Genomic DNA, 23419 nt, shown 5'->3' with positions numbered 1-23419 from the left:
GACAGGTAGCGTCAGGTCCCGGTATCGCGTTCCCGCCATGGCAGAGCTAGGGGAAGACACACAGCACATGACCGACCGACGCCGCGAGGCGGCTCACAGCGAGCCACAGCCCGAGGACAACCCGTTCGCCCCGCCGCCCAGGGACAGGCCGGACCGTCCGTGGCAGCCGCGTCGGCGCGCTGACTCCCAGGACACGTCCGGCGGCGGGGCGAAGGCGGACGGCGACTCCGACGGCGGTGATTCCGGCCGGGGGCAGGGCGGTCGGGGTGGGAACGGCCAGGGCGAGGACGGGGCGGACGAGCGTCCCGGTCGCTGGGGAGGCAAGTGGAGCCCACGCCAACCAAGCCGTGGAAGCGGCGGGTTCGGCACGCAGAACTCCTCAGGCCAGGAGCCCGGACAGGGCGACCAGGGTCGGGGCGGACTGCGCTGGGACCCTTCGGACCGCCGCCAACGACACGCACGCTACGCCCTGCACGCCGGCATCTGGGGCCTCTTCTTCGCGTTGTTCAGCCTGTCTGAGATCGCGCTGCTGCTGGGTGCGCTGTCGGTCTACTGGGGCGTCAGCGGGCTGCGTGACCCCTCCGGGACGAAGAGCGGCCGGCGGCGCGGAGCCGCCGCCTCGGCCAGCGCCGAGGACGTCGCGGGCACCGATCGGCCGGCCACCCCGGCGCCCTCGTCCGGCTCCATGCCACCGGTCGTCGGCTCTCCGTCACAGCAGGCGAAGGCCCGTATGACCGCCGCGACCAGCGGCCTGATCGCGGGCGCGCTGGCGTTGGCAGTGGTCGCCGGCGGCTTCACCCTGAAGCTCGTCTACAGCGACTACTACTCCTGCAAGCAGGACTCGCTCACACAGGCCGCCGGTGAGCACTGCGAGGACCTCGTGCCCAAGGAGATCCGGCCGCTGCTGGACGAGGGCTGAGTCAGGGGTCGTCGTCCGCCACCCGTGGCGACACGGGAGTGTCCGGGGCGGGCGGGGCCTCAGTGAACGTCGGCACGTCGCCCACGCGCGGCGGCAGGTCGGCGGGATCGAAGGCCGACATCAGCCCGCCGGACGCCTCCTTCAGCGCTGCCCACCGGGCACGCCGGTCGGCATCGCCGTGCCAGCCGGCGACTCCGGGCAGCCCTCCGGCCGCGGAGCCACCGTCGTCCACCACCAGGTCGCCCGCCGCGTCCAGGCCGCTGTCGCCGATGCCCTCCGCGGCGGCCGAGTCAGTCAGGCCGGGCCTGTCCGGGCTGGCCAAGGCCGGGCCGGCCGAGCCGGTCGCTGCCTCGCGTACGTGCGTCGCCTCGGGTCGTACGACCGACGTGCGCGCCGTCCGCCCGGCACGCAGCCGCCAGGCCCGTACGATCAGCGCGGCCGGCCCGCCCCCGAGCACCGTCCACCCGAAGGCCGCCACACCCGTCAGCCAGCCACGTGGCCCCAGATCAGCCAACTGATGCTGGCCGAGTGCGCCGCCGGAGACCTCCGCCAACGAGGCCATAGCGACACCGCACCCGCCAGCCGCCAGCAACACCCCGCCGAGCGTGCCCGACCAGCCTCGCGCCGTGTCGCGTCGGCCTCGTACCGGTACGGCGATACGGGCCAGGTACCAGCCGGTGAGCACCGCGACGGCGGCCGGCAGAGCGCCGACCGACCAGGTCAGTAACGAGCCCGGGCCTTCCGTCGGCAGCGCGGCCAGCAGCGGGAACCGCGGCAACTGCGGATAGCCCGTCGTCAACGGGCTGACCAGGCTGTCACCGCCCACCGTGAAGCCGGGGCCCAGGGCGTACGCCGTGCTCCACACCAGCGCGTTCGGCAGGAGCACGAGGGTCAGCAACAGCACGGCGACATAACCGGACCAGTCACCCGCAAGGTGCGGAACGGTCCGCCACATCTCCGGGGCCCGCCAGACCACCGCCGTACCGGTCAGGGCCGCGCCACCCAACAGCAGCGCGCCCAGGCCGAGCACGGCCGCCCGCGCCGCCGCCAGCCGGGTCCCGTCCGGCGGCAACGGCACGGCCGCCGGGCCGGGGCCCTCCGCCGCCCGAGGACTTCGGATTCGTGAGCTCCCGAGCGGCCGGCTCGCGCACGCCAGTACGGCCCCGACGAACAGCGGCGGCCAGATCAGCGCGCTCGGCAGGGTCACCCGTAGGGGCCCCGTACCGGCGTAGGCCATCGCGATGGCCAGGACCGTGAGGTATCCGGCGGACGTCCAGCACACGACCCGGGACGGCGACGACCGGCGGCCGGCCAGCCCGTACGCGTCCGTGGTGTGTCGACCCGCGCGCCACAGCAGCAGTCCGAGGCAGCCGGTCAGCAACAGCGGAGTGACGTCCACCGGCATCGGATCACCGCTCAGCGTGCCGGTCCGCTCCAGGCTCGCGCCGTGTGCGGCGAGCCAGAGGTCCGCGGCGAGGTGCAGGGCGTCACCCAGGGTGCTGTCGGAGGAGGGGGTGCTGATCCAGAGCGGCACGACGGCCACGGTGAGGGCGCCCAGCCCGAGTACGGCGGCGAGCACGCCGCTGAGCAGTCCCACGCCCGCCGGTGGCATTCGGCTCGCCGCCTGGCCGACCGGGAGCGGTGCGGGGATCGGCTTGGTGGTGGGGTGCACGTCGACAGGCTGTCAGGACTGACCCGTTTCACCCGGGTAGATGGCGGATTGTCGTGGTGTCGCTGAATGAAATTATTTGTACTTTATAACAGAATATTCCGCAGCGGGTTCGGCCAGTGCACCACTGCGCGGAAGGGCGAGCATGACGGCCAAGTCGAGACCACGAGCGAAGTCAGCGGTTCCCCCCACATCGAGCGGCTCGGGCCGGGCGAGGCTCACGCCGAACGCCTCCGGCACTCCGAGCACGTCGAAGTCCCACGGCGCCGGCGGCCCGCCCGGAGCGCCGACGTCCACGTCGCAGCGGCAACCACGTGCTCGTACGAAGAAGCGCATGTCACGGGCTCAAGGGACGGCCGAGACCGGGACCGAGGAGGGCACCGGTGTCGAGGCACGTGCCGTGGGGGCCGGCAGGATGCCCGATGGGAGCGCCGGCCCCCGGTCGGACACGACCACGACCACGGCTCCGGACCCGGACCACCCGGACCCGGACCCGGACCCGGACGAGCAGCCAACCGCCGAAGCACCGGAGCTGGTACCCGGATCCGCGGACCCCGCCGCGCCGGCCTCGGGGCCGGAGGAACAGCCGGACACCACCGCCGCACCCGCCATCGACACCACGGCGCACAGCAGCGAGTCGGCCTTCGATCGGCTCTACGAGACGCACGCGCACGCCCTGGCCTGCCAGGCGTACGTCCTCAGCGGCCACCGGGACATCGCCGAACGCGCCGTCGCGCACGCTTTCCACCGGGCCTGGGAACACTGGCCGGAGGTGTCGGCCCATCCGGACCCGGGCTGTTGGCTGCGAGCCACCGCGCACGACTACGCGCTGTCCCCCTGGCACCTCTTCCACCCAGCCCGCCGCGGACCGCAGGCACATCCCGGACCGCCGGCCGACCGCGCCACGCTGCAGGGCCTGTCCCAGCTGCCGGGCTCCTACCGTCGGGCGTTGCTGCTGCACCACGGTCTCGGACTCGACATCGCGGACACCGCCACCGAGACCGAGGCCAGCCTCCCCGCCGCGTTCGGACGCGTCACCAACGCGCGGGTGGCACTCGCCGAGCACACCCCGGAACTCCGGTCCGTCGCCGTGCCGGAGCGTGCCTCGCTGATCACGACGCGGCTGCGGACCCTGCTCGCGGCTCACCCGGCTCGTACGATCCCCGCCGGCACCGTACGAGCCGCCAGCGAGCGGGCCACCCGGCTCCGGACACGGGCCGCGCTCGGGCTGGCGGCCCTGGTGACCGTGGCGGTTGCTGCGGCCTGGGTCACCGCCGACGACAGCTCCCGGCGCGCGCCGGAAGGGCCTCCCGGGGCCACCTCCAGCACCCTGGCTCCCGGCGGCGCCGGCCAGCCCGGGGTGTACGCGCCGGAGTTGCGCTCGTCCAACGACCGGGTACGGCTGGACGAGCACCCGGCACCGGAAGAGCACCGGGCACAGGCGGAAGGCGGGTCACCGGACGGGGAACGGACGAACGCGGGGACGCGAGAGGGCCAGCCGTCGGCGGCGCCGTAGGCCGAGTCAGCGCGCGTAGGCCGCGACCACGGGCCCGTGTCCGACCGGAGAAACCGGCTGGATACGGGCCCGTGGCGCGCGGTGCCGCACGCGCCAGCGCGCGCCTGTACGGCGTCGGGTCAGGAACTCAGCAGGCCGCGGGCCAACCGAGCGGTCTCGGACGGCGTCTTGCCGACCTGCACCCCGGCGGCCTCGAGGGCCTCCTTCTTCGCCTGGGCCGTGCCGGAGGAACCGGAGACGATCGCGCCGGCGTGGCCCATCGTCTTGCCCTCCGGGGCGGTGAAGCCCGCGACGTAGCCGACGACCGGCTTGCTCACGTTGTCCTTGATGAACTCGGCCGCCCGCTCCTCGGCGTCACCGCCGATCTCGCCGATCATCACGATCAGGTCGGTCTCCGGGTCGGCCTCGAACGCCCGCAGCGCGTCGATGTGGGTGGTCCCGATCACCGGGTCGCCGCCGATCCCGACACAGGTGGAGAAGCCGATGTCACGCAGCTCGTACATCATCTGGTAGGTGAGCGTGCCGGACTTCGACACCAACCCGATCCGGCCCGGCTTGGTGATGTCGGCCGGGATGATGCCCGCGTTGGACTCACCCGGCGTGATCAGTCCGGGGCAGTTCGGGCCGATGATCCGGGTCTTGCCGCCACTCTGCTCGGCGTACGCCCAGAACGCCGCGGAGTCGTGCACGGCGATGCCCTCGGTGATCACGACGGCGAGCGGAATCTCGGCGTCGATCGCCTCGATGACCGCGCTCTTCGTGAACTTCTCCGGCACGAACACCACGGTGACGTTCGCGCCGGTGGCCTCCATGGCCTCCTTCACGCCGCCGAAGACCGGGACCTGCGAACCGTCGAAGTCGACCGTCGTACCGGCCTTGCGCGGGTTCACGCCGCCCACGACGTTGGTGCCGGAGGTCAGCATGCGCTTGGTGTGCTTCTGGCCCTCGGAACCGGTCATCCCCTGGACGATGACCTTGCTGTCCTTGTTGAGGAAGATAGCCATTTTTGTCGGTCCTCGTCCCTTGCTTACTTGGCGGCCAGCTCGGCGGCGCGGTCCGCCGCTCCGTCCATGGTGTCCACCTGCTGCACCAGCGGGTGTTCGGCGTCGGTGAGGATCTTGCGCCCCAGCTCCGCGTTGTTGCCGTCGAGGCGCACGACCAGCGGCTTGGAGACGTCCTCGCCACGGGACTTGAGCAGTTCCAGGGCCTGCACGATGCCGTTCGCCACGGCGTCGCAGGCGGTGATGCCGCCGAAGACGTTGACGAAGACGGACTTGACGTCCGGGTCACCCAGGATGATCTCGAGACCGTTGGCCATGATCTCGGCCGAGGCGCCGCCGCCGATGTCCAGGAAGTTCGCCGGCTTGACGTGCTGGTGTGCCTCACCGGCGTAGGCGACTACGTCCAGGGTGGACATGACCAGCCCGGCGCCGTTTCCGATGATGCCGACCTCGCCGTCCAGCTTGACGTAGTTGAGGCCCTTGGCCTTGGCCGCGGCCTCGAGCGGGTTGGCCGCCGCCTTGTCCTCCAGAGCCTCGTGGTCGGGCTGGCGGAACTCGGCGTTCGCGTCCAGCGACACCTTGCCGTCCAGCGCGATGACCTTGCCCTCGGCCGTCTTGACCAGCGGGTTCACCTCGACGAGGAGGGCGTCCTCCCGTACGAAGACATCCCACAGCCGCTGCAGCAGGCTGACGACCTGCTCGGTGAGCTCGGCGGGGAACTTCGCGGCCTCGACGATCTCCCGGGCCTTCGCCTCGGTGACCCCCTCGATGGCGTCAACCGGAATTTTGGCGAGGGCCTCGGGCTTGGTGGCCGCGACCTCCTCGATCTCGACACCACCCTCGACCGAGGCCATGGCCAGGAAAGTCCGGTTGGTGCGGTCGAGCAGGAAGGAGACGTAGTACTCCTCGGCGATGTCAGCGGTCTGGGCCAGCATCACCTTGTGGACCGTGTGGCCCTTGATGTCCATGCCCAGAATCTGGTTCGCCTTCTCGACGGCCTCGGCGGGGTCGGAAGCCAGCTTCACGCCACCGGCCTTGCCTCGACCGCCGGTCTTGACCTGCGCCTTCACGACCGCGCGACCTCCGAGTCGCTCGGTCACCTCACGCGCCGCCTCTGGCGTGTCGATGACTTCGCCGGCCAGCACCGGTACGTCATGCTTGGCGAAGAGGTCCTTCGCCTGATACTCGAACAGGTCCACGCGGGTACGTCCCCTTAATCAGTGCTTTCGCGGTCGTTGTCAGCGTGGGCGTGCCGCGTGGCCGCGGCTGCACCTGTGGCGCGCGGCATGTCCGCATTGCAGGTTAGCCCCGCGCGTGACCGCTGCATGAATTACAGCTCACAACGGCGCGGTGAGACGGCTCACAAAACCGCGGCTGAAGCGGCGCCCGGGCCCGTATCGAGGTCGCCCGGAACCGGTTCGGGGGAACTGGCGCACGACCGTGCGAAGGGTGCCGAGCGCTGCTTCGCCGGCGCCCCGCGACCCTCCGCGCAGGGTGCGCGGGCGCCGGAACGCGGGTGCGCGGCTCGGGAAGGTGCGGGCCGGGGCATGCCGTGTGCCTGGCCCGCACGAACCTCCGGTACGGCCCGCACGAATCGGCCCGTGCGAACCGGCCCGTGCGAACCGGCCCGTGCGACGGACGCTCCGCGGGCGTGCGGACGACCGCGCGTCAGAAGCTGGGCGGGACCAGACCCTGAGCAGATCAGGCGCCCGGCAGCGGGGGCAGCGGCACGGTGGGGGTGACCGGCAGCTCGGGAAGCGACAGCGGCAGGATGCCGATGCTCGGCACGCCTGGTATCACCTCCGGGATCCGGATGCCGTCCTCGTCGATGACTCCGGCCGACCGGGTGTCGGTGCCCCGCTGGCTGTCCCGGGTGTCGGCCTGCGCGCTGCCGGCGCCGAGAGCCAGCAGCCCGACGGCGGCCGGCAGGACGACAAGGGTGCGGAGGGTTCGCGTACGCATGGAATCAGCTCCTGCTGGGTGGATTCGGTTGTCGGCGCCGCCCTCCGGCATGCGCTCCGGCGAGTGCCGGAGGGCGGCGGCGAGCCGTGCCGTACGGCGGCACGGTGCGGTAACGGGCGGGACCGCGCCCGTTACCGCGGGGCCGAGCCGTCCGTACCGAACGGCGGCTGCCCGTACGCACGTAGGCACGCCGGCGCGCGTAACGGACGAGCCTGCGCCCGCGGGCGTGGATCGCACAAGACCCTGCACGAATCGTTTACTTCGGTGCCCGGCCCTGCCCCGACTACCTTCGGCTGGGTCAGTCCGCCTCCGGCACGGGCAGCGGACGCTTCTCGATCGCCGCCGCCATCACCTCGGGGAACAGCTCGGGCGTACAGGCGAACGCCGGGGCGCCCAGGGCCGCCAGCGCCGCCGCGTGTTCCCGGTCGTACGCCGGCGCGCCCTCGTCCGAGAGCGCCAGCAGCGTGACGAACTGGACGCCGGCTGCCTTCATCGCGGCCACCCGCTTCAACATCTCCTCGCGTATGCCGCCCTCGTAGAGATCGCTGATCAGCACGACAACGGTCTCGGACGGGCGGCTGATCTGCGACTGGCAGTACGCCAGGGCGCGGTTGATGTCCGTGCCGCCGCCCAGCTGGGTGCCGAACAGGACGTCGACCGGATCGTCCAGGTCCTCGGTCAGATCGACCACGTTGGTGTCGAAGACCACCAGCCGGGTGGAGATCGACCTCATGGACGCCAACACCGCGCCGAACACCGAGGAGTAGACCACCGAGGCGGCCATGGAGCCGGACTGGTCCACGCAGAGCACGACGTCCTTCTTGACGGAGCGCGCCGCGCGCCCGTAGCCGATGAGGCGCTCCGGCACCACGGTGCCGTACTCCGGGAGGTAGTTCTTCAGGTTGGCCCGGATCGTACGGTCCCAGTCGATGTCCTGGTGCCTCGGTCGCCGCACCTTCGCCGAGCGATCCAGCGCGCCGGTGAGCGTGGCTCTGGTGCGTGCCGCGAGCTTCCGCTCCAATTGTTCGACGACCTGCCGCACCACGGCCCGCGCTGACTCCCGACTGCTCTCCGGCATCGCCTTGTTGAGCGACAGCAGGGTGCTGACCAGGTGCACGTCGGGCTGCACCGCTTCCAGCATCTCCGGTTCCAGGAGCAGCGTGGACAGACCGAGCCGGTCGACCGCGTCCCGCTGCATCACCTGGACGACGGAGCTGGGGAAGTACGCCCGAATATCCCCGAGCCAGCGCGCGACCCGGGGGGCCGAGGCGCCCAAGCCCCCCGAGCGCCGCTCGCCACGGGTGCCGTCGTCCCCGTAGAGCGCGGCGAGCGTACGGTCCATGGCCGCGTCCTCGTCACTCAGCCCACAGCCGGTGCCACCGCCCTTCCCTTCTCCGGCGTCCTCGGCGCCCAGCACCAGGCGCCAGCGGCGCAGCCGCTCGCCAGCCTCCCCCTCGGCCGTCGGCATCGCCTGCCGAGCATCCGTACCGCTCAACTCGCCCTCCCCAGCTGTCGTTCCGTCCGTGCCACCGCCGGCTCGATCTGCAACGTCGCTGCCGCCCCGGACAGTTGCTCCGCACCGAGCAGCTCCCGTAGCACCGGGAGCACGGCGTCCGCCCGGGTCGTGTCCAGCGCAGGCCCGGCGCCGAAGGGCTCGGGGGCGCCCGCCGCCCCGCCCGCACCGTCCGTACGCGCTATGCGCCCGTGCGCCGTCCGCCGCACCACCTCACCGAGCGTGCGCCGCACTCCTGCCTCGAAGTCGGCGAACGTACGCCGGAGCAGCGGGAGTACGTCCGTGAAGGTCTCCGCCGACACCCGCGTCAGCCAACCGTCGATCAGCTCGAGCAGCCGTCTGTCGTGCACCAGCAGCATGCCGCCCCCCGCGAGGAAGCCCTCGATCCAGGCGGCGGCCTCAGCCGGTGCCACTCCCGGGGACAGGGCCAGGCTCATGAGGCGGGCCGCGTCGTCTCCCGGGAGCTGCCCGTCATCCAGCAACAGCCGGACGCAGCGGCCCCGGATGAGCCCCGGCACACGGTCACGGAGGGCCAGCTTCCGCAACACCTCGCGCCACCGGTCCCGCAACCCGGCGGCTTCGGCCCGACTCTGGGCGAATAGGGCTATCGCCTCGTGCGCCGTGTCCAGTCGCCCGCGCATGAAGGCGGCGCCGTCGGGGTCAAGACCCGAACAGGCCGCGGGCAGGCCGACACAGATCCGCTCGCTCAGCCCCAGCGCGACCTCGGCCGGGGCCGCAGCCTCGGTGCCCCGCACGTCGCCGTACCGCACCGAGCGCACCAGCGGCGGAAGTGCCTGGATGAGCTGCGCGACATCCGAGTCCACCGCCGCTCGGTCGGCCAACGCCCGCATCACCACCGGCAGCGCGTCCGGCAGTTCGGCGAGCAGACAACGCTCGGCGAGTGTCGTCAGCTCCGCCAGCTCGCCGGCGTCCAGCGCCCGTGCGCGTGCCTTGGCGGAAGCGGCAGCCGACACAGTCGTGCCCCACACTCCGGCCTCCGCGATCCGCACCAGCAGCTCCGGCTCCCAGCTCAGTCGCCAGCTCTCCCGGAACGTCCCGGTGTTGCCCGTGGACGACCTGACCGGCTCCCCCCAACGGACGTCGAGCAGGCGCAGTCGATGCAGAAGTCGGCTGCGCGCGACGTCCATGTCCCTGCGCAGGTCCAACTCCAGATCGCGCTGCCGCGCCTCGGCCTTGAGCCGCAGCGAGCGCTGCTGGCGTGCCAGGTCCCGCTGGAGGGGCACGACCGGCACCGTGTCCGGCACCTCGCCCAGCTCGTCCCCGACGATGAGCCGCTCCCGGATCAGCGAGAGCGGCACGTCCGAACCCTCGCAGAGCACCGCTCGGACCGCGTCCACGGTCTCCGCCAACCCCGCGAGCGGCCGACCACGCATCGCGGCGAGCGTCTCGGCCATCCGTACGGCCTCGATGACGTGCGCCGGCGACACCGTCCAGTCCTCTTCCCGTAGCAGCGCGGCAACTCGGGTCATCCAACGCTCCAACGGCCGGTCCGGAGCGGCGAAGAGATGGCCGTACCACCCCGGGGAGGTGATTCCGGCGCCGTATCCGCTGTGCCGGGCCAACCGGCGATGTGTCCAGGGCACCCAGGTGATCTCGGTCTTCGTCCGGGGCAGCCCCTTGAGCAACCGCCGGTCCGCGCCGACCGGATTACCGGTGGCCAGCGCGGGCACGTGCCAGGCGCCGCAGACGACGGCGACGCCGTCCGCCCCGTGCTCCCGCACGGCCTCGCGCAACCGCAGCCGCATGTGCGCCTCACGGACCCGGTCCCGCTGCCCGTCGCCGGACTCGGGCGTCTCCCGCAGCGCGGTCATCGCCTCCTGGAGCGCGTGGAAGGGGGCATACGGGTTCGTACGGTCGGCTCCCGCACGGTGTTCGACGACGTCCTCCCACCAACGCTCCGGATCGTCGTATCCGGCGGCGTCGGCGAGCACCGCCAACGGGTCGCCGCGCAGCCGGTCGTCAGCAGGAGACGTCCCGTCCTGGGGCACCTGCTCGGACGGAGCCTGCTCCGACGGAGCGCCCGGGGCCGGTTCGTACGCCCCCGCCGGATCGCCCGGCGGTACGACCTCCGTGCCGCCGGGTTCCTGCCCCATGGCCAGGGAATGGGCGGCGGGCAGGTCGATGAACCGCACCGGCACCCCTCGCCCCAGCGCCCAGCGGATCGCCACCCACTCCGGGGAGAACTCCGCCAGCGGCCAGAACGCCGCCTTGCCGGCCTCGTCCCGCGCGTGCGCCAGGAGCGCGACCGGAGGCCGCATGCCCTCCTCGGCCGCGAACTCCACGATGTCCTCGGCTTCCGGCGGGCCCTCCACAAGCAGCACCCGCGGCTCGTACGCGGCCAGCGCCGCGCGCACGGCACGCGCCGAACCCGGGCCGTGGTGCCGGACGCCCAGCAGCAGCGGGCCGGGCGTCGCGCGGTCACCGCCGGTCATGCCGAGACCTCACGGCAGGCGCGGTAGAAGTCCTGCCAACCGTCCCGCTCGCGCACCACGGTCTCCAGGTACTCCTGCCACACGACCTGGTCCGCCGCCGGGTCCCGGACCACGGCCCCCAGGATTCCGGCGGCCACGTCCCCCGCACGCAGCATGCCGTCCCCGAAGTGTGCCGCCAGGGACAGGCCGCCGGTCACGACGGAGATCGCCTCGGCCGTGGACAGCGTCCCGGAAGGCGACTTGACCTTCGTACGCCCGTCATCCGTCACGCCCTCGCGCAGCTCCCGGAAGACGGTCACCACCCGACGGATCTCGTCCAGCCCGTCCGGCGCCGGAGGCAGATCCAGCGAACGGCCGAGCTGGTCCACCCGGCGGGAGACGATGTCGACCTCCGCCTCCGCGCTGGCCGGCAGCGGCAGCACGACGGTGTTGAACCGGCGACGCAGCGCGCTGGAGAGCTCGTTGACCCCGCGGTCCCGGTCGTTGGCCGTGGCGATGAGGTTGAACCCACGCACCGCCTGGGCCTCCTCACCCAGCTCCGGGATGGGCAGTGTCTTCTCCGACAGCACCGTGATCAGGGTGTCCTGTACGTCGGCTGGTATCCGGGTCAGCTCCTCCACCCGCGCGGTCAGTCCCTCCGCCATGGCCCGCATCACCGGGCTGGGCACCAGGGCGCCGCGGTGCGGGCCGTGCGCCAGAAGCTGGGCGTAGTTCCAGCCGTACCGGATCGCTTCCTCCGAGGTGCCCGCCGTCCCCTGCACGAGAAGCGTCGAGTCGCCGCTCACGGCGGCGGCGAGATGCTCGGAGACCCAGGTCTTGGCGGTGCCCGGGACGCCGAGCAGCAGCAGCGCGCGATCGGTGGCGAGCGTGCTGACGGCGACCTCCACGATCCGGCGCGGACCGACGTACTTCGGGGTGATGACGGTGCCGTCCGACAGCGTGTCACCCAGCAGGTAGGTCGCCACGGCCCAGGGCGAGAGCCGCCAACGCTCCGGTCGGGGCCGGTCATCGACGGCGGCCAGCGCTTGCAGTTCCGCGCTGAAGGCGTCCTCGGCGTGCGGGCGCAGAGCCTGCGTCTCGGTCACAACTCCCCCTCGGGCGTGCGGCGAATCGATGTGTTTCCCAGACTGCACCCGGGCACTGACAATCCGTCCGGGAAGCGCGTACCAGCAGCGCACGGGGGCCTCGCAGCAGAGATGGGGACGAGCCCTCGGGTAAGCGCGTGTACGCCCGGAAGCGACCGACGCCGGCACGCACGGCACGGTGCGTCCTCGCTCAGCGGCGCGGGGACGGAATGTCAGTGCCGGCGCCTACCGTCGCAGACATGACTGGACAGGGGGTCCGCTGGACAGCGGAACAGGTACTGGCACTGGCACCCGACGCCGCGTCACAGCGGAGCGGCGGCAAGCTCGCCGTCCCCCGGCCGTGGTCCGAGGCCGGCAGCGGAGACGGCGCGCTGTGGGGCACGTGCGAGGGAAGCGGTCGCACGCCCTACCAGACCGTGGTGGATCTGACCGGTTCCAGCGGGCCGGGATACAAGTGCAGTTGTCCCAGCCGGAAGTTCCCCTGCAAGCACGCCCTCGCCCTGCTGTTGCTGTGGGCGGGCGGGTCGGAGGCCGTACCAGCGGCGGTCGAGTGTCCTGAATGGGCCGGCGATTGGCTGCGGCGGCGCCGGGAGCGTGCCGTCGCCCGGGAGGGCGCGGCCAGTTCGGAGACCGCGACCGGGACGGGTCAGGCCGCCGATCCCGCCGGGGCCCGCCGGCGTGCGGAGCGCAGACACCGAGCCATGCTCTCCGGGGCGACCGAGTTGGAGCAGCGGCTGACCGACCTGCTGCGGCGCGGCCTCGCCGGTGCGGACCAGTCGGGATACGCCCCCTGGGAGGAAATCGCCGCCCGGATGGTTGACGCGCAGGCACCGGGACTGGCGGATCGGGTGCGTGAGTTGGGCGCCCTGCCGGCCTCGGGCGCCGGCTGGCCGGAGCGGTTGCTGTCCGAGTGCGCCCTGCTGCACCTGCTCAGCCAGGGTCTGCTCGCGCTGGGGAGTCCAGAGGGTCCGGAGGGCGCGGAAGGGCCGGAGGCTTCCGAGGGCGGCCAGTCGAAGCCGTCCAGGGGCGAGGAACCCGGATCGGCGCACGGGCCGGGCGCCGCCGGAGCGACCACCGCCCGCACGCCGCTGCCGGAGCCGTTGGCCTCGACCGTACGCGCCCGGGTCGGGCTCACCATCGACACCGCGAAGCTGCTCGCGGACGGCTCGGCGAAGCAGCGCGACGAATGGCTGGTGCTGGCCCAACGCGACACCGACGAGGGGAAGCTGACCACCCGCCGCATCTGGATGTACGGCCGGCGTACGCGGCGCCCCGCGCTGCTGCTCTCCTTCGGCGCCGCCGGTTCGGCTCCCCAACTCGCGCTGCCGGTCGGCAGCTCGGCGGAGATCGACCTCGCCTTCTACCCCGGAGGCGGTCCGCTGCGGGCGGCACTCGGCAGCCGGCACGGAGACTTCACGGCGGCCGGCGTGCCCGAGGGCGCGGGTGGCACGGTCACGGACGCCCTGGCAGCGTACGCCTCCGCGCTCAGTACGGACCCGTGGCTGGACGGTTGGCCGGTGGTGCTCCGGGACGTGGTGCCGATACCGCTCGACGGCGGCGCATGGCAGTTGGCGGACGCGGACGGCGACGCCGCCCTCACGGTCACGACGAACAGCCGCGCGTCGGGGCTGTGGAAGTTGACCGCGCTGTCCGGGGGCGCGCCGATCAGCGTGTTCGGCGAGTGCGGACACCGCGGATTCGCGCCGTACTCCGCCTGGCACCGGTCGGGGCAGCACCCCGAGGTGGTGCCGCTGTGAGGGGCCGCGGCTCGCCGGCCGCGGGGCCGCGGGCCCATTACCGGTAGCGAGGCGTCGAAGCCACCACGAGAGACGGACGAGGACATGTCGCATCACACCAAGGAAGCCCACAGCACGGACCGCCCCGCCGGGGACCCCACGAACGGCGGGGACGGCACGGACAGCATGAACACCAAGAACGGCACCGACAGCGGCACGCCGTGGCACGAGCTGGTCACCGCCGCCCTGCTGGGAGCGGAGCGACGGGACCCGCCCGGCGGCAGCAGCACCGCGCTGCTGGACGCCGCCGCCGTGCAGACCCTCCGGCACCGTGCCGGAGGGCTCCCGGTCACCGCCGGGCCACGCCCCGAACCAGCTCCGGTCGATCGCCGCCCCGAGCTGCCGACGGCCGCCGCCAGGCGACTCGCGCGGCTGCTCGCACACCGCTCCGGAGGCGGCGGTCACCGCGGCACGACCCCCGACCTCGCCGAGTTGCTGCCACAGTGGCTCGCCGCGGCGAACGGCTTCGGCTTCCAGGCCCCGGCGGCTCAGCTTCCGGCGCTGCTGGACGCCGCCCGCGCCCGTACGGATCTGCGCCCGCTCGCGCTGGAGTTCGCCGGCCCCGGCGGCAGATGGCTGGCCCGACTCAACCCGGAGTGGAAGTTCGCGCTGCGCACCGGCGAGGCCCCGGCACCAGCCGGGGCCGAGCTGGACGCCGTGGATGACGACGCCGTCCGGAAGCTGTGGCAGGAGGGCCTGTTCGCGGAGCGGGTCACACTGCTGACCGCTCTGCGGCGCCGCGACCCGGACGCCGGGCTGGCGTTGCTCGCCGCTGACTGGTCCAAGGAGCGGGCCGAGGACCGGCTGATGTTCCTCGACTCCCTGCGCACCGGGCTGTCCTCGGGTGACGAGTCCTTCCTCGAGGGCGCGTTGCGGGACCGCAGCCGTACGGTACGCGCCACCGCAGCCGAGCTGCTGTCGGCACTGCCCGGTTCGGCGCTGGCTGCCCGGATGGCCGAACGGGCCCGATCCTGTGTGAGTCTGGACACCCTCGGTGAACGGGCTTCCACGCGGCACGACACGCTCACGGACCCGGCCACCACGAGCCCGGACGCCGTCCGGGGCATACGCGGAGAACCGCACGGACCGCTGATCACCGTGGAGGCGCCGCACGAGTGCGACACGGGGATGCAACGGGACGGAGTGACTCCGAAACCACCCTCCGGCCGGGGCGAGCGGGCCTGGTGGCTCGGGCAGTTGGTGGAGTTCGCGCCGCTCGACACCTGGGCGGAGCGGTTCGGAGGCCGTACGCCCGCGCAGATCGCCACCCTGCCGGTGGCGGACGGCTGGCGAGAGGACCTGCACGCCGCCTGGTGCCTGGCCGCCGTACGACAACGCGACGCCGAGTGGGCCCGGGCGCTGGTCGGCGACCCGGAGGCCACGCTGGCGACCGGGCCGGGCGATCCAGCCAAGCTGCTGGCGGTCCTGCCGGCGGAGGAACGAGCCGGCTGGGTGGCGAGATTCATCGAGGCGCACGGCCTCTCCGAGGCGTTCCGTGTCCTCGGAGTGTGCGCGGTGCCGTGGTCCGGACAGCTGAGTCGAGCGGTGCTGGACGCCCTGGAGGCCCGGCGGGCCGCGGGCGGTTACCCGTGGAGCTTCAGTGGGGTCATGGGCCTCGCGGAGCGTTGCCTCGAGCCCGCCGTGGTCACGCGGACAGCAACGTTGGCCGCGCCCGGTCAGGAGCCGGAGACAGGCACCTCCGGCGCGGAGTTGTACTGGTCGGAGGCGTTTCAACGGCTGGACGCGACGCTCCGGTTGCGCACCGAGATGCTGACGGAGCTACGCGCCGGCGACGGCTCGGCGCCGGAGGACGGGAAGCCCGGGGCCAGCAGCGCTCAGGCCGGCACCTGACGGACGTGCGAGCGGACCCAGTCCACGATCTCGTTCGTCGGGACGCCTGGGGTGAAGATCTCGGCGACGCCCAGCGACTTCAGCTCGGGGATGTCGTCCTCGGGGATGATGCCGCCACCGAACACCAGGATGTCCTGGGCGTCCCGTTCGCCGAGAAGTTCCAGCACCTTCTGGAAGAGGGTGTTGTGGGCGCCGGACAGGATGGAGAGGCCGACCGCGTCCGCGTCCTCCTGGATGGCGGTGTCGACGACCTGTTCAGGAGTCTGGTGCAGGCCGGTGTAGATCACTTCCATACCGGCGTCCCGCAGCGCCCGCGCGATGACCTTCACTCCTCGGTCATGACCGTCGAGACCCGGCTTGGCCACCACAACCCGGATCGGACCCGACTCACCCATCACTGCCTCCATCGACGACGGCGCCCTCGGCTCACCAACGGCCCGAGTGAACGAACGTTATCTCCAGCATCCCGCATCAGGCGCGCCCGGGGAGACCAAGCGAGGGGGAAATCACACAGCCGAGCGTCCGGACAAACCTGACGTGACGAGCCGGCCAAGCGGCAGGCGGGATCAGCGCGCGCGGGAAACGTCATCGACGGAGGTGATGGGACTGACCACACAAGAAGCGACGCCGTCCGACGAAATAGAACATCGATCGAACGAAGCGCCGAGCAGACTTCGGCCAGCGGCGAAAGGCGGCTGAATGCCCGGTTATTGAACCTCGGAAACCTCCGGAAGATTGTCGCCGCCACGAAGAGCCGGGTACAGTCGCGCCACTGCTCCACCCTTGCTGTCGAGGCGAAAGTGAAGTTGGTGGTGAACACTCACCCGTCGGGAAGTTCGTTCCCGTCCGACCCCGCTGCCGACTTCGGGCTCGCGTCACACGCCCCGGACCCCCTCGGACAGTCGCCGTACGACACCTACGGCACGGGCGACACGAACGGCTACTACGCCGCCGACTACGCCCAATACCCCGGCGCCGCCTACGACTCCGGCGTGTACGCGGGCATGGACCCGTTCTCCGGCGCGGTGCCGGATGGTCAGGGTGAGACGCATCCTGTCGACCCGTACGCCGACCCGTACGGCGCTGGTTCCTACGGCACGGATCCGTATGGCATGGCCCCGTACGGCACCGATCCGTATGGCACTGACCCGTACGCGACGACGGCCCAAAACCCGTACGGCGGCGACGAGTACGCCGCCAATTCGGCCTACGGCACCGACGGCTACGGCACGACCTGGGACAACTCCGGCTGCGCCACCGGGTATCCGGACGCCACCGATCTCGTCGACCCCCTCGAAGCAGCCATCCCACGGCAGTACGCGCCCGCGGATGCCGGCATCGACCCCTCCGCCCCGGCGGGGAACCCTGGCCACTGGGCACAGGGTGACGCCTGGGGCCAAGGTGAGCCCTGGGGCCAAGGCGAGCATGGGGAACAGTGGCACACCGGCGGATACGCCGCCTCCGACTGGGATACCGGCGCCTACGGCGACACCTCACAGGGACAGGGTTACTGGTACGCCGACGGATACGGGCCGGGGAGCGTCGAAGCCACGACATACGGGCTGCCGCATGGGGTCCCGGACGATCCGTACGGCCAGCACGGCCAGTACGGTGTTCCGTACGGCGCCCTCGAGGAGCAGCAGACGTGGCTCCACCAGGTGCCGGAGCACCTCGGATTCGCTCCGGAACAGGGCCAGTACCCGCAGCCGGAAGGCATGCCTCCGCACTACGTCGCGGACACCGAGTCATACGAGGGCCAGGCATACCCGCCCCACGACGCGGCGGCGTACGAGTCGCACGCTCGGGGGGACCTGTACGAGCCGCACGAACCGTACGAGCCGCACGAACCGTGGGGCGAAAGCGAGACCGAGCCGGAGTCGGCTGAGACCGGCCCGGGCCTCAGGTCCGAGGCTGACCAAGAACCCGGGGCGGCGACTGTGCCCCCCACGGCCGAGTGTCGCAGCCGCCGCCGGTCCCCCAAGCGCCGTTCCGCTTTGATGTCCGTCGCCGCCCCGTCCGTCGCGGTGCTGGGTGTGGCCGGCATCGCCGCCGCTTCCGTTTCCGGCAGCGGCTCACCCGACGAGGGCAACACGGACACCGCCACCGCCCAGGCCTCGGCCCCGGATACCGAGTCGGTCGAACCCTCCCCCGCCAACAACAAGCTGGACACCCAGCTCGCCGGACTCTCCGAGGACGCCGACGACTTCGCCGACCGGGCCAGCCGTACCCAGGAACGCATCGACCTCAAGAAGCGGAAGGCGGCCGAGCGCGAGCGAAAGGCCGCCGAGGCCGCCCGCAAGGAGGCGTTGCGCCCCAAGTTCGTGGCGCCCGTGAGCGATGTCGGACTCAGCGCGCAGTACGGCCAGGCGGGCGTCAACTGGATGTCCCTGCACTCTGGCATCGACTTCCCGGTCAGCTTCGGCACGCCGGTCAAGGCCGCCACGGACGGGACGGTAACCACCAAGTACGACGTGTCGTTCGGCAACATGGTCATCGTGACCGCGGAGGACGGCACCGAGACGTGGTACTGCCACCTCAGCAGCACGAAGATCCGCTCCGGCACCGTCCAGGCCGGCGACGTGATCGCGTACTCCGGGAACTCCGGCAACTCCACCGGGCCGCACCTGCACTTCGAGGTCCATCCCGGCGGCGGTGAGGCGATCGACCCGGTCCCCTGGTTCCGCGCCAAGGGCGTCGAAGTGGGCTGAAGCCGGGGGACTGTCCGGACGCCTCACCGTCAACCTCCGGCGAGAGCCGGCGACCTCACGCTGCACAAGCGGAACGAGCGGACCGAGCGGCACAACAGCCGCCGTTCCGAGGTGGGAGCGGCGGCCGGGCCAAGCGGCTTGGGCGGGCGGCCTACGGTCGGCGCCTACAGGTGCTCGATATCCCCGAGGTCGATGTCGATCCCGAAGGGCACCGTCAGCTTCACGCGGTCGTGGTGGATTCCGGTCAGGGCGTACGCTTCCGTCGTCTCGTCCAGCTCGTAGACGTACACCACCGGGTGGTCGTCCTCCCCCTTCATCTCCACTCGCCAGAAGTGCTCGATACCCGCCTTCGCGTACTTGCGCGGCTTGGTGTCCCGATCCCGCTCCTCCGACTCCGGCGACACCACCTCCACCGCCAACAACACGTCCGATGCCTGATAGCTCGTCTGCCGCCGACCCTCCACCGCCTCAGCCCGCACCACCGACACGTCCGGCTCCGCCACCGACTGCCGGGACAGCCGCACCGCCATCTCCCGTCGCACCCGCAGCGTCTCCGGCAGGGTCTGGCGCAGTGCGTGCTCCAGCAGGTAGAGAACCCGCCCATGAAAATCCCGCTGCGGACTCACGAAAACCAGACTCCCGTCGATCAGCTCAGTGTGCGGCGGGAGGTCGGGCAGATTGAACAGGTCGTCCGCGGTGAAACCATCAGGCGGCGGCACAGGCCATGAGGTGGTTGTCGGCACACGCTCGGCGGTCATCGTTCCTCCCATACACGGGATTCTCAGCCCTACGAACACACTAGCCGCCCCCACCGACAGCACCACCACTCAGACGAGTGAGGAGCCGCTGCGTGGCCCCGACAGAGCAGCCGGGGCCGTACCGCCCGCGCCCCCGCTCACTCCCACTCGATCGTGCCCGGCGGCTTGCTCGTGACGTCCAACGCGACCCGGTTGACCCCGGTGACCTCGTTCGTGATGCGCGTCGAGATACGGGCCAGCACGTCGTACGGCAGCCGCGACCAGTCCGCCGTCATCGCGTCATCGGAGGAGACCGGTCGCAACACGACGGGATGTCCGTACGTACGACCGTCGCCCTGGACGCCGACCGAGCGGACGTCGGCGAGCAGCACGACGGGACACTGCCAGATCTCCCGGTCCAGGCCGGCGGCGGTCAGCTCCTCACGGGCGATCGCGTCGGCCTCGCGCAGCACCTCGAGCCGTTCGCGGTTGACCTCCCCGACGATCCGGATACCGAGTCCCGGCCCCGGGAAGGGCTGCCGCTGCACGATGTCCTCGGGCAGGCCCAACTCCTGCCCGACCATCCGGACCTCGTCCTTGAAGAGCCAGCGCAACGGCTCCACCAGTTCGAACTCGAGGTCCTCGGGGAGCCCGCCGACGTTGTGGTGGGACTTGATGTTCGCCGTGCCGGTGCCGCCGCCCGACTCCACCACGTCCGGGTAGAGCGTGCCCTGTACGAGGAACGCCACGTCCGCGCCGGCCGCGCCCGCCTCGGCGACGAGTTCGGCCTGTGCCCGCTCGAAGACCCGGATGAACTCGCGCCCGATGATCTTCCGCTTGTCCTCGGGGTCGGCGATCCCCTCGAGCGCCCGCAGGAACCGCTCGGAGGCGTCCACCACCCTGAGGCGCACCCCGGTGGCGGCCACGAAGTCCTTCTCGACCTGCTCGGTCTCGCCCTTGCGCATGAGTCCGTGATCGACGTACACGCAGGTCAGCTGCGAACCGACGGCCCGCTGCACGAGCGCCGCGGCCACCGCCGAGTCGACGCCGCCGGAGAGCCCGCAGATGGCCCGCTTGTCGCCGACCTGTGCCCGGATGGCCGCGACCTGCTCGTCGACGATGCTGCTGGTGGTCCAGGAGGGGGTGAGGCCGGCCGCGCGGTAGAGGAAGTGCTCGAGCAACTGCTGGCCGTGGGTCGTGTGCAGCACCTCCGGGTGGTACTGCACGCCGTAGAGCCTGCGCTCGTCGTCCTCGAAGGCGGCCACGGGCACCAGGTCGGTGGCGGCGGTGACCATGCAGCCCTCCGGGGCGGCGGAGCAGGCGTCGCCGTGTGACATCCATACCTGCTGCTCGCGCGGGGTGCCCTCGAAGAGGGTCGAGTCCGGCTTGGTGACGGACAGGTCCGTACGGCCGTACTCCCGGGAACCGGTGTTGTCGACGGTGCCGCCGAGCAGCCGGACCATCAGCTGAAAGCCGTAGCACAGCCCCAGCACCGGCACCCCCGCGTCCAGCAGCGCACGGTCCAGCGAGGGCGCGTCGGCGGCGTACACCGAGGAGGGGCCGCCGGAGAGGATGACCGCCTTCGGCTTCCTGGCCAGCATCTCGGACACCGGCATGGTGGACGGCACGATCTCGCTGTAGACCCGCGCCTCCCGGACCCGGCGGGCGATGAGTTGTGCGTACTGCGCGCCGAAGTCGACGACCAGCACGGTCTCGGGCGCTTCCGACGCCGCTGGGCGCGGGGTCTTCGCGTCCGCTGCGGCGAGGTCCGCCGCGGCTGGGTCTGCCAGGGCGGGGTCGGCGACGGCCTCGGACGACATGGTGGGCTCGGATGCCACGGAGCTGCCTTTCGGCGGTGGAGCGGGCGACGGCTGTCCTCCCGGACTGTGCACGGGGTGTTCAGTGGGGGTGGAGCCGCGGTTGATGTGGAGTGCGGCAATTCTAGCGCTGCAGAGGCGGTGTCTCAGCATGCGGCCGGCGCTGGCGGACGGGCTCGGTGCTGGCATACTGGGCGCGTGTTCTCGTACGCGACCTTCTGGTTTACCTATGGCACCGGCCCGTCCGGCTGCCATGGTCGTGCTGCTTGAGCCACTGACAAGCGACTTTCCAGGCGCCCCGGGCCGGTCCAGGCCCGGGGCGTTCGCGTTTCCCGCCCGGGTCGGGACGGAGCCGGGTTCGCCGCGAGGTCGGAGGCGCCGTGCCGGCGCGAACCGAGGAGATGGTGACAACCGTGGAGACGACCGAACGCGACAGCTGTGTCAGCACCGCGCACGCAGGGGCCCTGCGGGACGGCGCCCCGCCCGCAGCTCGTACGCCCCAGCAGACAGCCGCCCGGCCGGACGCGAAACGGCGCGACGAACCGGACGGGCACGCGGCGGACGACACCGGGGCGCGTACGCGCACGGCGGCGGACGCGATCACGGACGAGCGGACCCGCATCGATGAGCTGGACGCGCGGATCATCTCGTTGGTGCGCGAACGCGTCTCGGTTTCCGGGCGTATCCAGCGCGAGCGTGTCTCCTCGGGCGGGCGGCGGGTCAATCTCGCCCGGGAGATGGAGATCCTGAGCCACTACCGGGACGCGCTGGGGCGCCCCGGCACCTCGCTGGCCATGACGCTGTTGGAGTTGAGCCGGGGGCGCTGCTGAGCCGGGGCGCGTGCGAAGAGGCCGTGCCCGAGCGGGCCCGTTCGGGCACAGCTGTCAGCAGCGTGCCGGCCGAATCACCCGTACGGCGCGTGACCGGCCCCCGGGAAACGTCGTTGACCCGGTATCCCCAAGGTCAGCTGGGAGCCCGGCGGCCCAGGGGCGGCACCACCGGAGCGTGAGACATCCGCTTCTCCGGGAGGGGAGCGGCAGTGTCGTGGGACCTCGTTTCGGTGCAGTGACCGGTCAGCAGGGGACAGCGGCCCGGTCACGACCTCTGCGGTGGCAGAGGACCCAGCGGTCGGCCCCGGGGACGCCTGGGCCGGCCGCTCGGCATGCCGTGCGCGCGCCGGCGCGGTTCGGGTCGGGCCTGGTCAAGGCTGGTCAGGGTGGTTCCGTCCCGGCTCGCCGGTCCGGCTTCGGTTCCGGCTCCGGTTCCCGTTCGGGCGCGGCATCCGCGGCCTCCGCGACCTCCACCGAGTCGGCCGCCCGTCTCCGCGGCACCTTCGGCACCGGCAGTACGGGCCCCCGCAGCGCGCCGTAGGCGTGCGCCGGCACCGCCGGGTCCCGCGGCTCCACCACCGGCAGCCGCTCGTACGCCCCGCCCTGCGCGGGTCGGGCGTCCCGCTCGCCCTTGTTGGGCCAGAGCGACATGGCCCGTTCGGCCTGCGCGGTGATGGTCAGCGAGGGGTTCACCCCGAGGTTCGCCGAGATCGCGGAGCCGTCCACGACCGAGATGCCGGGATGTCCGTACAGCCGCTGGTACGGGTCTATCACTCCGCTCTCCGCGTCCTCCCCGATCGGGCAGCCGCCGAGGAAGTGCGCCGTCAGCGGCGTACCCATGACCTCGCCGATGTTGCTGCCCGGGAAACCGTTGATCTCCTCGGCGAGGTGGCTGGCGGCCTCGGCGCCCTCCGGGAGGTACAGCGGGTTCGGCGCGCCGTGTCCCTGCCGGGCGGTGAGCAGCCCTTTCCCCGGGCCGCTGGACTTCCGGTGGGTGGTAAGGGAGTTGTCGAGGGTCTGCATCACCAGGCCGATGATCACGCGCTCGGACCACTTGCGCTGGGACAGCGACCGAAGGAACAGCCGTGGCTGCCGCAGGCAGGTCAGCACGTGCGCCAGCGCGCGCGGCAGACGGGTGCCGTGCCGCACCTGGAGGGTGGTGAGGGCGCCCATGGCGTTGGAGCCCTTCCCGTAACGCACGGGCTCGATATGGGTGTTGTCGTTCGGGTGGATGGACGAGGTGATGGCGACGCCCCGGGTGAAGTCGAGCGTCCGCTCCCGTCCGTACTTCCGTCGGTAGCGCCGCGCGTCGGTCTGCGCCCCGACCAGCGCCTCGGAGTTGGTTCGGGTCAGTTCGCCGAGGCGGGACGAGATGCCGGGCAGTGCGCCGCTGTCCCGCATCCGGTGCAGCAGCGTCTGGGTGCCGTAGGTGCCGGCCGCCACCACGACCCTGCGGGCCCGCAGCACACGCGCGGCACGCGGCGGTTCCTCGGGGGCGCCGGTCCCGCGCCGGCGGCTGCCACGACCGCGGCGGCTGCGGGTCGGCACCACGCCGACCAGAT

General features: G+C 72.0%; 17 protein-coding genes. 6 read left to right on the top strand and 11 right to left on the bottom strand.

The features are described from left to right. Positions 1–67: 67 nt before the first annotated feature. A complete protein-coding gene (locus tag AN216_RS10810) occupies positions 68–919 on the top strand; it encodes a hypothetical protein (RefSeq protein ID WP_070196442.1) in 852 nt (283 codons plus the stop codon). A gap of 1 nt (position 920) precedes the next feature. Here AN216_RS10810 and AN216_RS10805 read toward each other — a convergent pair whose 3' ends face one another. Continuing rightward, entirely contained in the window at positions 921–2591 is a 1671-nt protein-coding gene (locus tag AN216_RS10805; RefSeq protein ID WP_139140898.1) for a cell division protein PerM, read from the bottom strand. 331 nt (positions 2592–2922) lie between these two features. Between AN216_RS10805 and AN216_RS10795 the strand changes: the two genes are divergently transcribed. After that, on the top strand, positions 2923–4104 hold the full coding sequence (locus AN216_RS10795) for a SigE family RNA polymerase sigma factor (protein WP_070196439.1): 1182 nt from the start codon (positions 2923–2925) through the stop codon (positions 4102–4104). 119 nt (positions 4105–4223) lie between these two features. Here the strand turns inward: AN216_RS10795 and sucD are convergent, their stop codons facing one another. The 6 genes from sucD to AN216_RS10765 all read right to left on the bottom strand — a co-directional run bounded on the left by sucD (position 4224) and on the right by AN216_RS10765 (position 12118). Then, on the bottom strand, positions 4224–5108 hold the full coding sequence (gene sucD, locus AN216_RS10790; protein ID WP_070196438.1) for a succinate--CoA ligase subunit alpha: 885 nt from the start codon (positions 5106–5108) through the stop codon (positions 4224–4226). 23 nt (positions 5109–5131) lie between these two features. Next, a complete protein-coding gene (gene sucC / locus AN216_RS10785) occupies positions 5132–6304 on the bottom strand; it encodes an ADP-forming succinate--CoA ligase subunit beta (RefSeq protein WP_070196437.1) in 1173 nt (390 codons plus the stop codon). Positions 6305–6806: 502 nt separating this feature from the next. Continuing rightward, the gene (locus tag AN216_RS10780) at positions 6807–7067 is read right to left on the bottom strand and encodes a hypothetical protein (protein WP_070196436.1); all 261 of its coding nucleotides are present in this window, start codon (positions 7065–7067) and stop codon (positions 6807–6809) included. Between the two features lie 298 nt (positions 7068–7365). Beyond that, positions 7366–8535 (bottom strand): VWA domain-containing protein, encoded by a 1170-nt coding sequence (locus AN216_RS10775; RefSeq protein WP_070196435.1) that lies wholly within the window; start codon positions 8533–8535, stop codon positions 7366–7368. A gap of 23 nt (positions 8536–8558) precedes the next feature. Beyond that, positions 8559–11033 (bottom strand): DUF5682 family protein, encoded by a 2475-nt coding sequence (locus tag AN216_RS10770; protein WP_070196434.1) that lies wholly within the window; start codon positions 11031–11033, stop codon positions 8559–8561. Continuing rightward, positions 11030–12118, bottom strand: coding sequence for an ATP-binding protein (locus tag AN216_RS10765; RefSeq protein WP_244502412.1), 1089 nt, complete (start codon positions 12116–12118; stop codon positions 11030–11032). The genes AN216_RS10770 and AN216_RS10765 overlap by 4 nt, the downstream gene beginning before the upstream one ends. A gap of 239 nt (positions 12119–12357) precedes the next feature. Between AN216_RS10765 and AN216_RS10760 the strand changes: the two genes are divergently transcribed. Together AN216_RS10760 and AN216_RS10755 are read left to right on the top strand one after the other, a co-directional pair. Beyond that, entirely contained in the window at positions 12358–13875 is a 1518-nt protein-coding gene (locus AN216_RS10760; protein WP_070196433.1) for an SWIM zinc finger family protein, read from the top strand. Between the two features lie 165 nt (positions 13876–14040). Continuing rightward, positions 14041–15765 carry a DUF5691 domain-containing protein gene (locus AN216_RS10755; protein ID WP_070196477.1) on the top strand — a complete coding sequence of 575 codons (1725 nt, stop codon included), beginning with the start codon at positions 14041–14043 and terminating at the stop codon, positions 15763–15765. Here the strand turns inward: AN216_RS10755 and AN216_RS10750 are convergent. Then, on the bottom strand, positions 15750–16160 hold the full coding sequence (locus AN216_RS10750; RefSeq protein ID WP_070196432.1) for a coenzyme B12-dependent isobutyryl CoA mutase small subunit: 411 nt from the start codon (positions 16158–16160) through the stop codon (positions 15750–15752). The genes AN216_RS10755 and AN216_RS10750 overlap by 16 nt on opposite strands. 417 nt (positions 16161–16577) lie before the next feature. Between AN216_RS10750 and AN216_RS29165 the strand changes: the two genes are divergently transcribed. Further along, positions 16578–18473, top strand: a complete 1896-nt coding sequence (locus AN216_RS29165; RefSeq protein WP_244502411.1) for a M23 family metallopeptidase — start codon at positions 16578–16580, stop codon at positions 18471–18473. Positions 18474–18637: 164 nt separating this feature from the next. Here AN216_RS29165 and AN216_RS10740 read toward each other — a convergent pair whose 3' ends face one another. Together AN216_RS10740 and guaA are read right to left on the bottom strand one after the other, a co-directional pair. Continuing rightward, positions 18638–19231 carry a Uma2 family endonuclease gene (locus tag AN216_RS10740; protein ID WP_070196431.1) on the bottom strand — a complete coding sequence of 198 codons (594 nt, stop codon included), beginning with the start codon at positions 19229–19231 and terminating at the stop codon, positions 18638–18640. Positions 19232–19368: 137 nt separating this feature from the next. Beyond that, positions 19369–21030, bottom strand: a complete 1662-nt coding sequence (gene guaA, locus AN216_RS10735) for a glutamine-hydrolyzing GMP synthase (RefSeq protein ID WP_079166470.1) — start codon at positions 21028–21030, stop codon at positions 19369–19371. Positions 21031–21428: 398 nt separating this feature from the next. On the opposite strand from guaA, the gene AN216_RS10730 reads away from it, so the two are divergent. Beyond that, on the top strand, positions 21429–21857 hold the full coding sequence (locus tag AN216_RS10730) for a chorismate mutase (RefSeq protein ID WP_079166482.1): 429 nt from the start codon (positions 21429–21431) through the stop codon (positions 21855–21857). Between the two features lie 381 nt (positions 21858–22238). Here AN216_RS10730 and AN216_RS10725 read toward each other — a convergent pair. Continuing rightward, a partial coding sequence (locus AN216_RS10725; RefSeq protein ID WP_139140902.1) for a GMC oxidoreductase occupies positions 22239–23419 on the bottom strand: 1181 nt, incomplete at its 5' end.

It is taken from the genome of Streptomyces oceani (genome assembly GCF_001751245.1).
Classification (GTDB): domain Bacteria; phylum Actinomycetota; class Actinomycetes; order Streptomycetales; family Streptomycetaceae; genus Streptomyces; species Streptomyces oceani.
This window is presented reverse-complemented; position numbering and strand designations above follow the sequence as displayed.

Excerpts from the sequence above, each read along its gene's own strand:
- AN216_RS10730 (WP_079166482.1), top strand. The coding sequence starts at position 21,429 with ATGGTGACAACCGTGGAGACGACCGAACGCGACAGCTGTGTCAGCACC.
- guaA (WP_079166470.1), bottom strand. The coding sequence starts at position 21,030 with ATGTCGTCCGAGGCCGTCGCCGACCCCGCCCTGGCAGACCCAGCCGCG.
- AN216_RS10795 (WP_070196439.1), top strand. The coding sequence starts at position 2,923 with ATGTCACGGGCTCAAGGGACGGCCGAGACCGGGACCGAGGAGGGCACC.
- AN216_RS10780 (WP_070196436.1), bottom strand. The coding sequence starts at position 7,067 with ATGCGTACGCGAACCCTCCGCACCCTTGTCGTCCTGCCGGCCGCCGTC.
- AN216_RS10755 (WP_070196477.1), top strand. The coding sequence starts at position 14,041 with ATGAACACCAAGAACGGCACCGACAGCGGCACGCCGTGGCACGAGCTG.
- AN216_RS10740 (WP_070196431.1), bottom strand. The coding sequence starts at position 19,231 with ATGACCGCCGAGCGTGTGCCGACAACCACCTCATGGCCTGTGCCGCCG.
- AN216_RS10775 (WP_070196435.1), bottom strand. The coding sequence starts at position 8,535 with ATGCCGACGGCCGAGGGGGAGGCTGGCGAGCGGCTGCGCCGCTGGCGC.
- AN216_RS10810 (WP_070196442.1), top strand. The coding sequence starts at position 68 with ATGACCGACCGACGCCGCGAGGCGGCTCACAGCGAGCCACAGCCCGAG.
- AN216_RS10770 (WP_070196434.1), bottom strand. The coding sequence starts at position 11,033 with ATGACCGGCGGTGACCGCGCGACGCCCGGCCCGCTGCTGCTGGGCGTC.
- AN216_RS10750 (WP_070196432.1), bottom strand. The coding sequence starts at position 16,160 with ATGGGTGAGTCGGGTCCGATCCGGGTTGTGGTGGCCAAGCCGGGTCTC.
- AN216_RS10760 (WP_070196433.1), top strand. The coding sequence starts at position 12,358 with ATGACTGGACAGGGGGTCCGCTGGACAGCGGAACAGGTACTGGCACTG.
- sucD (WP_070196438.1), bottom strand. The coding sequence starts at position 5,108 with ATGGCTATCTTCCTCAACAAGGACAGCAAGGTCATCGTCCAGGGGATG.